The following is a 14,250-nucleotide window of genomic DNA, read 5'->3' as shown; positions in this document are numbered from 1 at the left end:
TGGCGCAGGGTCGCAGGCATTGCAGCCGAGACGCGCAAAAGCCGTTATCATAGCCGCCTGTTTGCCTACCTTGCCATGGACACCATGACCGAGAACGACTATCTGATCGCTTGGGGCCTTTACGCCTTCGCCGCTTTGGGCTGCCTGTTGGTATGGTGGCGCCTGACCCGCTGGATCTGGCGTTGGCTGCGCGAGCCGCTGCAATTGCTGATGGCCGTGTTGCTGTTCAGCCCGACCATCGTCGACCCGGTCAAGACCCAGTTCGCCCCGGCGGTGGCCATCACCGCCATGGACCTGGTGCTCAAGGTCGGCAATAACGCCTGGCGGGCCATTTCCGATCTGTTCATGTACACGATGATCGCGTTTGCCGTGTATCTCGTGTTTGTGTTGATCCGCTGGCCCATCGAGCGCGCCGCCAATGCCCGTCGCGAGCGCAAGGCGGCGGTCGATGCCGCGTTGGCCGCCGAGCAGGACGACGAGGAACCCTTGCGCCGCCCGGCACCGGTCAGTGGTGTACGGGTCGAGCCGCGCCTTTGACGTCGTCCGCCCTGCAGCGAGAGCCCTGGCATGTGTGAATTGATGGGCATGAGTGCCAACGTCCCCACCGATATCGTATTCAGTTTTACCGGGCTGATGCAGCGCGGCGGACGCACCGGCCCCCACCGTGATGGCTGGGGCATTGCTTTCTATGAAGGCCGTGGCCTGCGCCTGTTCCAGGACCCGGCTGCCAGCAGTGAGTCGGAAGTCGCCTTGCTGGTGCAGCGTTATCCCATCAAAAGTGAAGTGGTGATTGGTCATATCCGCCAGGCCAACGTGGGCAAGGTGTGCCTGTCCAATACCCACCCGTTCGTGCGCGAACTGTGGGGGCGCAACTGGTGTTTTGCGCACAACGGCCAGCTGGCGGACTTCAACCCCCGCGCCACGTTCTACCGGCCGGTGGGCGATACCGACAGCGAAGCGGCATTCTGCGACTTGCTCAACCGCGTGCGTGAGGCCTTCCCCGAACCTGTGGAGATCGAACAGGTCTTGCCTGACCTGATCGCCGCTTGTGCCGAATACCGCAGCAAAGGCGTGTTCAACTGCCTGCTCAGTGACGGCGACTGGCTGTTTTGCTACTGCTCGACCAAACTGGCACAGATCACCCGGCGCGCCCCTTTCGGCCCGGCGCGCTTGAAGGATGTCGACGTGATCGTCGATTTTCAGGCCGAAACCACGCCCGATGACGTGGTCACGGTCATCGCCACCGAACCTTTGACCGACAACGAAAACTGGACCCGCTACGAACCGGGCCAATGGAGCCTGTGGCGACGCGGTGAATGCGTCAGCCAGGGTGTCACCGAGTAAGGATATCGACCATGTTGCTCAGTTATCTGCGGTTGGTACTGTTTGCCATTGGCTTGCTGGTCGGTGTGCAAGTACCGGGGTTTATCAACGACTATGCCAAGCGCGTCGAAGCTCACTTGATCGAAGCCCAGACCGGCCTGCGTGGCTTCGATGCCACCGCGCAACAGTTCTTCAACGGCGACTTGCAGGCATTGGTGGCGCATTACCGCGCCAGCGACGACCCGGTGTTCCGCAGCGATGCCAACAGTCTGGGTACCTTGCTCGACCGCCAGGTGGCGTTGGACAAGCAATTCCAGGCCATGCAAGGCCCGTGGTATATCCGCGCCCTGCAAGTGGCGGTGGCCGCCGACCCGGACATTCGTCGGGAAACCTGGAACGGCTACAGCTACCAGATCCTGCTCACGCCCGAAGCCATGGGCTGGGGGCTGGGTGGGGCGATGTTGTTGTCGTTCGGCTTGGAGTGCCTGTATCGCTTGATCGACTGGATCGTGCTGGGCGGCAAGCGCATGCGCCAGAGCCGGCCGATTGAAGAGCGCGACCTCAAGGGTCTCTGACATGATGCGGTACTAATGCCAGTCAGTTAAATGGCGGATGTAGAACACATCATCTGTAGTGAGCGGGCTTGCCCCGCGCTGGGTGGCGCAGCCGCCCCAAACCCAGGCACCTCGGTCCTCCTGAAATACCGCGGCGTCTTTGTTGGGGCGGCTTTGCCACCCAGCGCGGGGCAAGCCCGCTCACTACAGAGCTTGGTCGCGGCAGGTTCTCTTGACTGACGAGCATTAGGGCTTGCCCCCTCCCACCGTTTCAGCTCAGGACCATCCGCTCCTCGCCGACTTCCTCGGCATAACGGGCCACGACTGTCTGGCACAACCCCACAATCTCCTCCACCAACTCCACTCCCACACGCCACGACACCACCACCTGCAAGTTCGGCAGTTTTTGCGTCATGGGCAACATCACCAATTCCCCCCGCGCCAATTCCTCGCTGACCAGCACCGGCGGTAGCGCCCCGATGCCGAAGCCATCGCGCAGCAAACGGGTAATCGCCGACACCGAATTCACACAGTTCATCCGTGGCGCGGCCACGCCGTTGGCCTGCATCAGGCTCAGCACGTCCTGGTGCGGGTGGGAATTTTTCGAGTAGGTAATGATGCGCTCCTGGGCCAGTTCGGCGAGGGAGGCGTAGTCGCGGTGGTAAATCGAGTGGCTGGCGACGATCCAGGCCATGGGGTGGCTGGCCAGTTCCAGGCTGCGCACGGTTTCCAGGCGCAGCAGGTCGGTTTGCAGGATCAGATCGAGAAAGCCTTTTTGCAGCTGATCGCTGAGGTTCAATGCGGTATCGGCGATCAACTCGATTTCCACCAGCGGAAAATGATCCATCAGTTCCGCCACCAACGGGCTCAGCCAGGTGTGGATGACAGTGTCCATCACGCCGATCCGAATGCGCCCGACCTTGCTGCTGGTGGTTTCCAGGGACCGCTTCAGCTCTTGTATGGTCCCCATCATTTGCTCGGCGTAATCGAGCACCTTCAAGCCTTCCGGGGTCAGGCTCACGCCCCGTGAGTCGCGCAGCAACAGCTTCACACCCAGCTCGCTTTCCAACACCGCAATGCGGCTGGAAATCGAGGCCTGGGTCGTGAACAGCTTCTCGGCGGTCAGTCGAAAGCTCTTGAGCTTGGCCACCCAGACGAAGGTTTCGAGGAACTTCAAATTCATGGGATCAACTTTTCTTATGCATGGATCGGTTTTTATTAGTTGGACGCCGCACCGGGCAAACGCCAAAAATCGAGCCATTCCACGATAAGCGTCGTTGGGGTATGAGGACAAGTTGCGAGTTCCGGGTAAAAAATCCCACACTACAAAAAAACAACGCCTACAGGAGCGCCCACCGTGAGCCGTCTGTTATTGAATTGCGATATCGGCGAAAGCTTCGGTAACTGGACCATGGGTCTGGATGCCGAGGTCATGCCGTTCATCGATTGCGCCAACGTGGCCTGCGGTTTTCATGCCGGCGACCCGAGCATCATGCGCAAGACCGTCAGCCTGGCGTTCAAGCATGGCGTGCAAGTCGGTGCACACCCGGCCTACCAGGACCTGCAAGGCTTCGGCCGTCGCTCCATGGCCTACACGGCCCAGGAGATCCAGGACCTGCTGCATTATCAGATCGGCGCTCTCGATGGCATTTGTCGCGCCCAGGGTGGACGGGTCAGCTACGTCAAACCCCATGGGGCGATGTACAACGACATGATGGCCAACCCCGCGCAACTGCGTGCAGTGATCCAGGCCGTGGCGGCTTATGGCGATTTGCCGCTGATGCTGCTGGCCACCCGCGACAACAGCGCGGCCCAGGCGCTGGGTGATGAATACGGTGTGATCCTGTGGTTTGAAGCGTTCGCCGACCGCGCCTACGACGCCAAGGGCCACCTGGTTTCGCGTCAGTTGCCGGGGGCGGTGCATCACGACTCCGACACGATCTTGCAGCAGGCCCTGACTATTTCCCGTGGCGCAGCCCTGACGGCCAGCGACGGCAGCGCCTTGATCTTGCAGGCCAACACCTTGTGCGTGCATGGCGATAACGCCAGTTCGATCGCTGCGGTACAACGCATCCGCGAGGCGTTGAAGTCAGCATGAAGCCACGCATTGAAGTGGTCGCCATTGACGGCTTGATGGTGCGTCTGTTCGACGTGATTGCCGAAGCCAATATGCCGTGGATGCTCGCCGCCACTCAGCGCTTGCGCGAGAGGTTCGGCGCGGCGCTGGTGGATCTGGTGCCGTCTTACACCACCTTGATGGTGCATTACGATCTCACGGCGCTCAGCCCGGCCCAGGCACGCGAGTTGATCGACCTGGCATTGACTGACCTGCAACCTCAGGTTCAGGGCAGCGGCCAAGCCCATGTGCTGCCGGTGTGGTACGACCTGAGCGTGGGCCCGGAGCTGACGTTGCTCCGCCGGCGCAGTGGCCTGGCGGTTGAGGAGGTGATCCGCCGTCACAGCGCCCATGAATACCAGGTGTTCGCCCTCGGCTTTGCCCCGGGGTTCGCGTTCATGGGGCTGGTCGATGAAATCCTCGCCACACCGCGCCTCAATACGCCGCGCAAACGCATCGCGGCGGGGAGCGTCGGCATCGCTGAACGGCAAACCGCCGCCTACCCGGTGGTCTCCCCCGGCGGCTGGAACCTGATCGGGCGCACCCCGGCCAAACTCTTCGACCGCGAACGTGACGGTTACAGCCTGATACAGCCCGGCGACATGGTGCGTTTCGAGCCGGTCGACCACGCCGAATTCATCAACCTGGGTGGCGACGACACGCCGTTGGAGGCGCAGGCATGAGCCACTTGTTGATCGAGGCCAGCACGCCGCTGTGCCTGTTGCAGGATGCGGGCCGCTTTGGTGTGCGCCACCTGGGCGTGACGCAGGGCGGGGCGCTGGATTGGGTCTCGATGTCCTGGGCCAATTGGCTGCTGGGCAATGCGCTGGATGCGCCGGTAGTGGAAATCACCTTGGGCGGCTTTACCCTGCAGGCCGAGGATTATTGCCTGCTGGCGTTGGCCGGGGCGGATCTGGGCGCGTATATCGATGAGCGCGCGATCAGCCCAGGCCGCAGTTTTATCCTGCAAAAGGGCCAGCGGCTGCGCTTCACCCAGCCGTCCAGTGGCGCCCGGGCTTACCTGGCGGCACCGGGCGGGTTCGATGCGCCGCCGGTGTTGGGCAGCTGCGCCACGGTCGTGCGCGAGGAGCTGGGCGGCCCGGACGGTTTCGGCAAGGCGTTGGCCCAAGGCGGTCGCCTGGCTTATTCCGGTGTCGGCGGGGCGATGAGGGTGTTGGCTGATCCTGCCTTGCCCGCCAAGGCGCCGCTGGAGGTGATCGTCGGTGCGCAGATCGGCCAGTTCAGCGGCCAAAGCCTGTTTGATGCGTTCAACAGCGAATGGACCCTCGACAGCCGCGCCGACCGCATGGGTATGCGCCTGCTGGGCACGCCGTTGCAGTACCTGGGGCCGTCATTGATTTCCGAAGGGATTCCGTTGGGGGCGATCCAGGTGCCGCCGGATGGGCAGCCGATTGTGTTGCTTAATGATCGACAGACGATTGGGGGGGTATCCGCGCCTGGGTGCCTTGACGCCGTTGGCGCTGGCGCGATTGGCGCAGTGCCTGCCGGGGGAAACGGTGAGGTTGACGCCGGTGGTGCAGGAGACTGCGCACCGGCAGCATGTCGACTTTTTACTGCGGCTGGCCACGGTCTAAAAGACACTGGGATCAAAATGTGGGAGGGGGCTTGCTCCCGATAGCAGTGTGTCAGTCAGCCCATCAGGTACTGAGCCACCGCCATCGGGAGCAAGCCCCCCTCCCACATTGGATCTCAGGAGGCGTGTTTATTTGGAGAGAAAGCGCATGCCTTCTTCGAGCCCGCGCAGGGTCAGCGGATACATCTGATCTTCCACCAACTCCCGCACAATCCCGGTCGACGCCGTATAGCCCCACGTGTCCTTCGGATACGGGTTAATCCAGATCAGCTTCTTGTACTTGGCCATGAAGCGCTGCATCCACACATATCCAGGCTCCTCGTTCCAGTGCTCGACGCTGCCACCGGCTTGCGTGATTTCGTAGGGCGCCATTGACGCGTCGCCGATAAAAATCACTTTGTAATCCGCGCCGTACTTATGCAGCAGGTCTTGTGTGGACGTGCGTTCCGAGGTGCGACGCTGGTTGTTCTTCCACACCGACTCGTACACAAAGTTATGGAAGTAGAAGTACTCCAGGTGCTTGAACTCGGTCTTGCACGCGGAAAACAACTCTTCGCAGATCTTCACATGGGCGTCCATCGAGCCGCCGATATCGAACAGCAACAGCAGCTTGATGGTGTTGCGCCGCTCCGGACGCATCTGGATATTCAGCAGGCCGGCATCGCGGGCGGTGTGGTCGATGGTACCGTCGATGTCCAGCTCTTCCGCCGCGCCTTGACGGGCGAACTTGCGCAGGCGGCGCAGCGCGATCTTGATGTTGCGCGTGCCCAGCTCGACCTGATCGTCGAGGTTCTTGTACTCACGCTGGTCCCATACCTTCACGGCTTTGCCCTGGCGCTTGCCCGCATCGCCGACGCGGATACCTTCCGGGTTGTAACCACCGGAGCCGAAGGGGCTGGTGCCGCCGGTGCCGATCCACTTGTTGCCGCCGGCGTGGCGTTCTTTCTGTTCTTCCAGGCGTTTCTTGAATTCCTCGATCAATTTGTCGAGGCCGCCCAGGGACTGGATCTGCGCGCGTTCCTCATCGCTCAGCGAGCGTTCGAACTCCTTGCGCAGCCAGTCTTCCGGGATCAGCGCCTGCAGATGGTCATCGAGTTTTTCCAGGCCGTTGAAGTAGGCACCGAAGGCGCGGTCGAACTTGTCGTAATGCCGTTCGTCCTTGACCAGAATCGCCCGGGCCAAGTAGTAAAACTCGTCCATGTCAGCGAAGGTCACCCGCTGTTTCAGGGCGTTGATCAGGTCGAGCAGCTCGCGTACCGACACCGGCACCTTGGCTGCACGCATCTCATTGAACAGGTTGAGCAACATTATCGATTACCGCGACGGCTCATGAAGGCCAAGCGTTCCAGCAACTGAACGTCCTGCTCGTTCTTCACCAGGGCGCCGGCCAGGGGCGGAATGGCCTTGGTCGGGTCGCGCTCGCGCAGCACGGCCTCGCCGATGTTGTCGGCCATCAGCAGTTTAAGCCAGTCGACCAGTTCGGAAGTGGAAGGTTTTTTCTTCAGGCCCGGGACTTTTCGCACATCGAAGAATACGTCCAGCGCTTCGCTGACCAGTTCTTTCTTGATATCGGGGTAGTGCACATCCACGATTTTTTGCAGGGTGGTGCGGTCGGGGAAGGCGATGTAATGGAAGAAGCAGCGGCGCAGGAAGGCGTCCGGCAGTTCTTTTTCGTTGTTGGAGGTAATGATGATGATCGGGCGTTTTTTGGCCTTGATGGTCTCGTCGATTTCGTAGACGTAGAACTCCATCTTGTCGAGTTCTTGCAGCAGGTCGTTGGGGAACTCGATGTCAGCCTTGTCGATTTCGTCGATCAGCAGGATGACGCGTTCTTCGGATTCGAAGGCTTCCCAGAGCTTGCCCTTCTTCAGGTAGTTGCGCACGTCGTGGACTTTATCCACGCCCAACTGCGAGTCGCGCAGGCGGCTGACCGCATCGTACTCGTACAGGCCCTGGTGGGCCTTGGTGGTGGATTTGATGTGCCAGGTGATCAGCTTGGCGCCGAAGGATTCGGCCAGTTGCTCGGCGAGCATGGTCTTGCCGGTGCCCGGTTCGCCCTTGACCAGCAACGGGCGTTCCAAAGTAATCGCAGCGTTGACGGCCAGTTTCAAGTCGTCGGTGGCAACGTAGGCCTGGGTGCCTTCGAACTTCATCGGTCATTCCTCGAATTCATCTATGCCCGGACTATACCGCGCAGCCCCGGCGACTGTGAACGCAGGCGGATTATTCAGTCTCTGAATGACCGGTCACATTCAATTCGCCGAGGGTTTGGGTTGTTCATACCGCGCATTGAAGGCTTGGATGAAACCGTTGCGCAAAATCGCCAAAAACGCGGAGAACGCGCTGATATTTTGCTGGTGCACGCTGCCGCTTAACTCTACGCGGGTGGCAAACTGGTTTTTGTTCTGGTTCTTCAATACGGTTTCGCTGGCGCCGACCACGGCTTCCCAGATCGAGCGGAAGATGTTCTTGTCCTTGTTCTCGACGTCCTGCTGCCAGTCGAATACCTCAACATCGCGCAGCAGCGGCTTGATATAGCCTTTCAACTGGCCTTTTTCGGCCTGGGCCTCGACCACCACATCGCCGGTGCCGGCCTTGAAGTCGAATTTACCGTAGGCCGAGGCAAACTCGTTCATACGCTTGAGTTGCAGGTCTTTGGCGCGGAAACGGAATTCGAAATCTTCGAAATTGCTCAACGGGTCAAAGGTGGCGGAGGCTTCCAGCGGAGCCTGGCCCTGCAACAGGGCTTTGCCTTCGAAGCTGGCGTCACGCTTGCCCTGGACGTCGACCACATTGGTCAGGTTGTAGAAACTGGCGTTCACCGAACTGGCCTTGATATTCACCGGCGGCTTGGAGGTGAAGTTGTGGAAGGCGATCTTGCCGTCCTGAATGCGCACTTCGTTGAGCGTGATCGGCAACAGTTTGCCCAACTGTTCACGCCAGTCGGTGCCCTTACCGGTCTGCGAGGATTGCTGGTTGCCGCCGTCGACAAAATTCAGCTCCGGCTGGGAGAACTGCACCTCGGCCACCACGGCGTGGTCGTACCACAGCGAATGCCAGCTCACCGACAGATCGATCACCGGCGCCTTGACGAACGGCACCGGCACCTTGCCGTCGACCTTGACGATCTGCAAGCCGTTGATCCGGTACGCGCCGCGCCACAGCGCCACGTCCACATCAGTGACCTGGCCACGGTAATCGCCCATGTCGGCGAGCTTGTCATTGAGGTAATTGCGCACCAGATAGGGCAGGGCCAGGTCCAGGGCGATCAACAGCACCACCAGTACGGCGACGATCCATAGCAGCCCACTGTAGCGACGTTTCATAGTGAGGTTCTCCAACGGTATAGGCGATGGACCTTTGGCGTGGGCGCAACGTTCCTCTGACTGGACGCCTCGGATGACGAGGCATACCCTTGGGGCCATTGTTCAAATTGCTTTAAGGACCCGTCATGAGCCGCATCTTTGCAGACAACGCGCACTCCATCGGTAATACGCCCCTGGTACAGATCAACCGCATCGCACCGCGTGGCGTGACTATCCTGGCCAAGATCGAGGGGCGTAACCCGGGCTATTCGGTGAAGTGCCGCATTGGCGCGAATATGATCTGGGACGCCGAGAGCACCGGCAAACTCAAGCCGGGCATGACCATTGTCGAGCCGACATCCGGCAACACTGGCATTGGCCTGGCCTTTGTTGCCGCGGCCCGTGGCTACAAACTGCTGCTGACCATGCCGTCGTCCATGAGCATCGAACGCCGTAAGGTGCTCAAGGCGCTCGGCGCCGAACTGGTGCTGACCGAGCCGGCCAAAGGCATGAAGGGCGCCATCGAAAAAGCCGGCGAAATCGTTGCCAGCGATCCGTCCCAGTACTTTATGCCGGGCCAGTTCGAAAACCCGGCCAACCCGGCGATCCACGAAAAAACCACCGGCCCGGAAATCTGGAACGACACCGACGGCGCCGTGGATGTGCTTGTGGCAGGTGTGGGCACCGGCGGCACCATCACTGGCGTGTCGCGGTATATCAAGAAGACGGTCGGTAAGCCGATTGTGTCGGTGGCCGTCGAGCCGATCATCTCGCCGGTGATCACTCAGGCGCTGGCTGGTGAAGAGATCAAGCCCAGCCCGCATAAAATCCAGGGGATCGGCGCCGGTTTCGTGCCGAAAAACCTCGATTTGTCGATGGTCGACCGCGTCGAACTGGTGACCGACGATGAGTCCAAGGCCATGGCCCTGCGCCTGATGCAGGAGGAGGGGATCCTGTGCGGTATTTCCTGTGGCGCCGCCATGGCGGTGGCCGTACGCCTGGCCGAGAAACCGGAAATGCAAGGCAAGACCATCGTGGTGATCCTGCCGGACTCCGGTGAGCGCTACCTGTCGAGCATGCTGTTCAGTGATTTGTTTACCGAGCAAGAGAACCAGGCTTGATCGCCTGTAGTGAGCGGGCTTGCCCCGCGCTGGGGGGCGCAGCCGCCCCAACAAGGACGCCGCGGTGTTTTAGAAAGACCGAGGTGTCTGGATTTAGGGCGGCTTCGCCCCCCAGCGCGGGGCAAGCCCGCTCACTACAAGTCTTTATCCAAGGGGGTTGATGTAGGTCAGCCGGTCGACCTGGGCCTTCTGCATACTGGCTCAAGTGTTTATCATGGCCGGCTGCTACGTCTGCTGTTGGCCAGGCGCTTATTTCCAGGAGTTGCTGCATGACCTTTTCTTTGGCCGCCAAACTGTCGGTGCTGTCGCTTTTTATCGGCAGCATTCTGTACGTGCATTTGCGCGGCAAGGCGCGTTTGCCGGTGTTGCGTCAGTTCGTCAACCATTCGGCGCTGTTCGCCCCTTATAACGCCTTGATGTACCTGTTTTCGGCGGTGCCGTCCAAACCCTACCTGGACCGCAGCAAGTTCCCCGAACTGGATGTGCTCAAGGACAACTGGGAAGTGATCCGCGAAGAGGCCATGCACCTGTTCGACGAGGGTTACATCCGCGCCGCCGAAAAGAACAACGACGCCGGTTTCGGCTCGTTCTTCAAAAAAGGCTGGAAGCGTTTCTACCTCAAGTGGTACGACAAACCGCTGCCGTCGGCCGAGGCACTGTGCCCGAAAACCGTGGCGCTGGTGAGCAGCATCCCTAACGTCAAGGGCGCAATGTTCGCGCTGTTGCCGGGCGGCAGCCACCTGAACCCGCACCGCGACCCGTTTGCCGGTTCCCTGCGTTATCACCTGGGCCTGTCCACGCCGAACTCCGACGATTGCCGCATCTTTGTCGACGGCCAGATCTATGCCTGGCGCGACGGTGAAGACGTAATGTTCGACGAAACCTATGTGCACTGGGTGAAGAACGAAACCGAACAGACCCGCGTCATCCTGTTCTGCGACATCGAGCGCCCGCTGAGCAACCGCCTGATGACCCGCGTCAACCGCTGGGTCAGCAAGCAACTGGGCCGCGCCACCGCGCCGCAGAACCTGGATGACGAGCGCGTAGGTGGGATCAACCAGGCCTATGCCTGGAGCAAGACTTTCAGCGACAAGTTCAGTGGTGTGGTCAAGCAGTGGAAGCGCAAGCATCCCAAGGCCTACCGTGTTGCGCGGCCGGTGCTGGCTATCGTGGTACTGGTATTGCTGTGGCGCTGGTTGTTCTGATCGCAACACAGTAAAAAAGTGGGAGGGGGCTTGCTCCCGATAGCGGTGGGTCAGGTACACAGACTCAACCTGATACACCGCTATCGGGAGCAAGCCCCCTCCCACATTTGATCTCCTTTGAGTTTTCTAGGAGGCGATCAGTTGGCGCAGTACGTAGTGCAGGATGCCCCCGGCTTTGAAGTATTCGACTTCGTTCAGGGTATCAATCCGGCACAGCACTTCGACCTTCTCCGTACTGCCATCTTCCCGGGTAATCACCAGCGTCAGGTTCATTCGCGGCTCGATCTCGGCATGGGTCAGCCCAAGAATATCGATCGTCTCCCGGCCGCTCAGTTTGAGTGTCTTGCGGTTCTGATCCAGCTTGAACTGCAAGGGCAGCACGCCCATGCCCACCAGGTTGGAGCGGTGGATACGCTCGAAACTCTCGGCGATCACCGCCTTGACCCCCAGCAGGTTGGTACCCTTGGCTGCCCAGTCGCGGCTGGAGCCGGTGCCGTATTCTTGCCCGGCAACCACCACCAGCGGCGTGCCCGCCGCCTGGTACTTCATCGCCGCATCGTAGATCGCCATCTTCTCGCCGGTGGGGATATACAACGTATTACCGCCTTCCTCGCCGCCGAGCATTTCGTTGCGGATGCGGATATTGGCAAAGGTGCCGCGCATCATCACTTCATGGTTGCCCCGGCGTGAGCCGTAGGAGTTGAAGTCGCGCGGTTCCACGCCTTGCTCGCGCAGGTAGCGACCGGCGGGGCTGTCGGTCTTGATATTACCGGCAGGGGAGATGTGGTCGGTGGTCACCGAATCCCCCAGCAGGGCCAGCACCTTGGCGCCTTTGACATCCTCGATCACCGGCAAAGGCCCGGCAATATCATCGAAGAACGGCGGGTGCTGGATGTAGGTGGAGTCCTTCTGCCACACGTAGGTCGCGGCCTGCGGTACTTCAATCGCTTGCCATTGCGCGTCCCCGGCAAACACCTCGGCGTATTCCTTGTGGAACATGCCCGTGCTGACCTGGGCCACCGCGTCGGCGATTTCCTGGCTGCTTGGCCAGATGTCCTTGAGGTACACCGGCTTGCCATCCCGGTCGTTGCCCAGCGGTTCGCGGCTGATATCGATGCGCACTGTACCGGCCAGCGCATACGCCATCACCAGCGGCGGTGAGGCCAACCAGTTGGTTTTCACCAGCGGATGTACGCGGCCTTCGAAGTTGCGGTTGCCGGACAGTACCGAAGCGACGGTGAGGTCGGCTTTCTGGATGGCTTTTTCAATCGGCTCGGGCAATGGGCCCGAGTTGCCGATGCAGGTGGTGCAGCCATAACCCACCAGGTCGAAGCCCAGTTTGTCCAGGTATTGGGTGAGGCCCGCCGCCTTGTAGTAGTCGGTGACCACCTTGGAGCCGGGCGCCAGGGAACTCTTGACCCAAGGTTTGCGGGTCAGGCCCTTTTCCACGGCCTTTTTCGCTACCAGCCCGGCCGCCATCATCACGCTGGGGTTGGAGGTGTTGGTGCAAGAGGTGATCGCCGCGATCACCACGGCGCCGTTTTTCAAGCGATAGGTCTGGCCAGCCTCTTCATAGTCGGTTTCGCCCACCAGGTCGGCATTGCCCACCGCGACGCCACCGCCGCCCTCGCTTTCCAGGCGGCCCTCTTCTTTGCTGGCGGGTTTGAACTGCAGGTCGAGGAAGTCGCTGAACGCCTGGCCCACATTGGGCAGCGAGACCCGGTCCTGCGGACGTTTCGGCCCGGCGAGGCTGGCTTCGACGTCGCCCATGTCCAGCGCCAGGCTGTCGGTGAACACCGGCTCCTGGCCCGCATTGCGCCACAGGCCCTGGGCCTTGGTGTAGGCCTCCACCAGCTTGACGGTTTCGCTCGGGCGACCGGACAGGCGCAGGTAGTCCAGGGTCACTTCATCAACCGGGAAAAAACCGCAGGTGGCGCCATATTCCGGGGCCATGTTGGCGATGGTGGCGCGGTCCGCCAGAGGCAGGTCGGCGAGGCCGTCGCCATAGAACTCGACGAATTTACCGACTACGCCTTTTTTGCGCAGCATCTGGGTGACAGTCAGCACCAGGTCGGTAGCGGTGATGCCTTCCTTGAGCTTGCCGGTGAGCTTGAAGCCAATGACTTCCGGAATCAGCATCGACACCGGTTGGCCGAGCATCGCTGCTTCCGCTTCGATCCCGCCCACCCCCCAGCCGAGTACACCCAGGCCGTTGATCATGGTGGTGTGGGAATCGGTGCCCACCAGTGTGTCGGGGAATGCGTAGGTGCGGCCGTCTTCGTCCTTGGTCCATACGGTGCGGCCCAGGTATTCGAGGTTGACCTGGTGGCAGATGCCGGTGCCGGGCGGTACCACGCTGAAATTGTCAAAGGCGCTCTGGCCCCAGCGCAGGAAGGCGTAGCGTTCGCCGTTGCGCTGCATTTCAATGTCGACGTTCTGCTCGAACGCGCTGGTGCTGCCGAACTTGTCGACCATCACCGAGTGGTCGATCACCAGGTCCACGGGGGAGAGCGGGTTGATGCGCTGCGGGTCGCCCCCGGCCTTGGCCACGGCGGCGCGCATGGCGGCGAGGTCGACCACGGCGGGTACGCCGGTGAAGTCCTGCATTAGCACCCGTGCGGGGCGGTATTGGATCTCGCGGTCGGACCGGCGCTCTTTGAGCCAGGCGGCGATGGCCTTGAGGTCGGCGCTGGTGACGGTCTTGGCGTCTTCCCAGCGCAGCAGGTTTTCCAGCAGCACCTTGAGCGACATCGGCAACGTGTCCAGGTCACCCAGGCTCTTGGCGGCTTCGGGCAGGCTGAAGTAGTGGTAGGTCTTGCTGTCTATTTCCAGTGTTTTAAGGGTTCTCAGGCTATCAAGGGATGACATTACGTGACTCCTTATGGTCCGCACGGCTACGGACCTGACGGGACGAACAGAGCCTTACACGTTAGCCCTGTTTTCATTAGCAGGCTAATAACTGGACTCTATCGCTAAGTCCAAGGTTCAGAACTCCGCTATCATGCGCGGGTTTTCATGACAGGTATTGCGAT

Annotated in this window: 13 protein-coding genes; 8 read left to right on the top strand and 5 right to left on the bottom strand. The window is 60.8% G+C overall.

Annotated features, from left to right (window positions below):
- Positions 1-75 precede the first annotated feature (75 nt).
- The 3 genes from MJP36_RS22645 to MJP36_RS22635 are packed head-to-tail and all read left to right on the top strand — an operon-like array spanning position 76 to position 1,898.
- Complete coding sequence (locus MJP36_RS22645) at positions 76-537, top strand: hypothetical protein (protein ID WP_060753120.1); 462 nt, start codon at positions 76-78, stop codon at positions 535-537.
- A 30-nt stretch (positions 538-567) separates the two neighbouring features.
- Complete coding sequence (locus MJP36_RS22640; RefSeq protein WP_090366180.1) at positions 568-1,344, top strand: class II glutamine amidotransferase; 777 nt, start codon at positions 568-570, stop codon at positions 1,342-1,344.
- A gap of 11 nt (positions 1,345-1,355) precedes the next feature.
- Positions 1,356-1,898, top strand: coding sequence for a DUF2937 family protein (locus MJP36_RS22635; RefSeq protein WP_060753122.1), 543 nt, complete (start codon positions 1,356-1,358; stop codon positions 1,896-1,898).
- Between the two features lie 250 nt (positions 1,899-2,148).
- Here MJP36_RS22635 and MJP36_RS22630 read toward each other — a convergent pair whose 3' ends face one another.
- Positions 2,149-3,060: a LysR family transcriptional regulator gene (locus tag MJP36_RS22630; protein WP_244384039.1), complete on the bottom strand. Its 912-nt coding sequence runs from the start codon at positions 3,058-3,060 to the stop codon at positions 2,149-2,151.
- Positions 3,061-3,234: 174 nt separating this feature from the next.
- Between MJP36_RS22630 and MJP36_RS22625 the strand changes: the two genes are divergently transcribed.
- The 3 genes from MJP36_RS22625 to MJP36_RS22615 are packed head-to-tail and all read left to right on the top strand — an operon-like array spanning position 3,235 to position 5,632.
- Positions 3,235-3,975 carry a 5-oxoprolinase subunit PxpA gene (locus MJP36_RS22625; RefSeq protein WP_244384038.1) on the top strand — a complete coding sequence of 247 codons (741 nt, stop codon included), beginning with the start codon at positions 3,235-3,237 and terminating at the stop codon, positions 3,973-3,975.
- Complete coding sequence (locus tag MJP36_RS22620) at positions 3,972-4,676, top strand: 5-oxoprolinase subunit B family protein (protein ID WP_244384037.1); 705 nt, start codon at positions 3,972-3,974, stop codon at positions 4,674-4,676. Before MJP36_RS22625 ends, MJP36_RS22620 begins: the two co-directional genes overlap by 4 nt.
- Positions 4,673-5,632 (top strand): 5-oxoprolinase subunit C family protein, encoded by a 960-nt coding sequence (locus tag MJP36_RS22615; protein ID WP_244384036.1) that lies wholly within the window; start codon positions 4,673-4,675, stop codon positions 5,630-5,632. Before MJP36_RS22620 ends, MJP36_RS22615 begins: the two co-directional genes overlap by 4 nt.
- Positions 5,633-5,716: 84 nt before the next feature.
- Here the strand turns inward: MJP36_RS22615 and MJP36_RS22610 are convergent, their stop codons facing one another.
- The 3 genes from MJP36_RS22610 to MJP36_RS22600 form a co-directional block, all read right to left on the bottom strand.
- Entirely contained in the window at positions 5,717-6,895 is a 1,179-nt protein-coding gene (locus tag MJP36_RS22610) for a vWA domain-containing protein (protein WP_244384035.1), read from the bottom strand.
- Positions 6,895-7,740 carry an AAA family ATPase gene (locus tag MJP36_RS22605; RefSeq protein WP_060753128.1) on the bottom strand — a complete coding sequence of 282 codons (846 nt, stop codon included), beginning with the start codon at positions 7,738-7,740 and terminating at the stop codon, positions 6,895-6,897. Before MJP36_RS22605 ends, MJP36_RS22610 begins: the two co-directional genes overlap by 1 nt.
- Before the next feature lie 99 nt (positions 7,741-7,839).
- Entirely contained in the window at positions 7,840-8,913 is a 1,074-nt protein-coding gene (locus tag MJP36_RS22600; RefSeq protein WP_198761401.1) for a DUF748 domain-containing protein, read from the bottom strand.
- Positions 8,914-9,038: 125 nt separating this feature from the next.
- Between MJP36_RS22600 and cysK the strand changes: the two genes are divergently transcribed.
- Both cysK and MJP36_RS22590 read left to right on the top strand, forming a co-directional pair.
- Entirely contained in the window at positions 9,039-10,013 is a 975-nt protein-coding gene (gene cysK, locus MJP36_RS22595; RefSeq protein WP_161548740.1) for a cysteine synthase A, read from the top strand.
- A gap of 269 nt (positions 10,014-10,282) precedes the next feature.
- On the top strand, positions 10,283-11,218 hold the full coding sequence (locus tag MJP36_RS22590; protein WP_104995817.1) for an aspartyl/asparaginyl beta-hydroxylase domain-containing protein: 936 nt from the start codon (positions 10,283-10,285) through the stop codon (positions 11,216-11,218).
- A 126-nt stretch (positions 11,219-11,344) separates the two neighbouring features.
- On the opposite strand, the gene acnA is transcribed toward MJP36_RS22590, so the two are convergent.
- The gene (acnA, locus tag MJP36_RS22585) at positions 11,345-14,086 is read right to left on the bottom strand and encodes an aconitate hydratase AcnA (RefSeq protein WP_244384034.1); all 2,742 of its coding nucleotides are present in this window, start codon (positions 14,084-14,086) and stop codon (positions 11,345-11,347) included.
- Positions 14,087-14,250: the final 164 nt, after the last annotated feature.

Source organism: Pseudomonas palleroniana (assembly GCF_022836895.1).
GTDB classification, from domain to species: Bacteria; Pseudomonadota; Gammaproteobacteria; order Pseudomonadales; family Pseudomonadaceae; genus Aquipseudomonas; species Aquipseudomonas palleroniana.
This window is presented reverse-complemented; position numbering and strand designations above follow the sequence as displayed.

Coding starts and splice junctions, on each gene's coding strand:
- MJP36_RS22645 (WP_060753120.1), top strand. CDS start 76: ATGGACACCATGACCGAGAACGACTATCTGATCGCTTGGGGCCTTTAC.
- MJP36_RS22640 (WP_090366180.1), top strand. CDS start 568: ATGTGTGAATTGATGGGCATGAGTGCCAACGTCCCCACCGATATCGTA.
- MJP36_RS22635 (WP_060753122.1), top strand. CDS start 1,356: ATGTTGCTCAGTTATCTGCGGTTGGTACTGTTTGCCATTGGCTTGCTG.
- MJP36_RS22630 (WP_244384039.1), bottom strand. CDS start 3,060: ATGAATTTGAAGTTCCTCGAAACCTTCGTCTGGGTGGCCAAGCTCAAG.
- MJP36_RS22620 (WP_244384037.1), top strand. CDS start 3,972: ATGAAGCCACGCATTGAAGTGGTCGCCATTGACGGCTTGATGGTGCGT.
- MJP36_RS22615 (WP_244384036.1), top strand. CDS start 4,673: ATGAGCCACTTGTTGATCGAGGCCAGCACGCCGCTGTGCCTGTTGCAG.
- MJP36_RS22610 (WP_244384035.1), bottom strand. CDS start 6,895: ATGTTGCTCAACCTGTTCAATGAGATGCGTGCAGCCAAGGTGCCGGTG.
- MJP36_RS22605 (WP_060753128.1), bottom strand. CDS start 7,740: ATGAAGTTCGAAGGCACCCAGGCCTACGTTGCCACCGACGACTTGAAA.
- MJP36_RS22600 (WP_198761401.1), bottom strand. CDS start 8,913: ATGAAACGTCGCTACAGTGGGCTGCTATGGATCGTCGCCGTACTGGTG.
- cysK (WP_161548740.1), top strand. CDS start 9,039: ATGAGCCGCATCTTTGCAGACAACGCGCACTCCATCGGTAATACGCCC.
- MJP36_RS22590 (WP_104995817.1), top strand. CDS start 10,283: ATGACCTTTTCTTTGGCCGCCAAACTGTCGGTGCTGTCGCTTTTTATC.
- acnA (WP_244384034.1), bottom strand. CDS start 14,086: ATGTCATCCCTTGATAGCCTGAGAACCCTTAAAACACTGGAAATAGAC.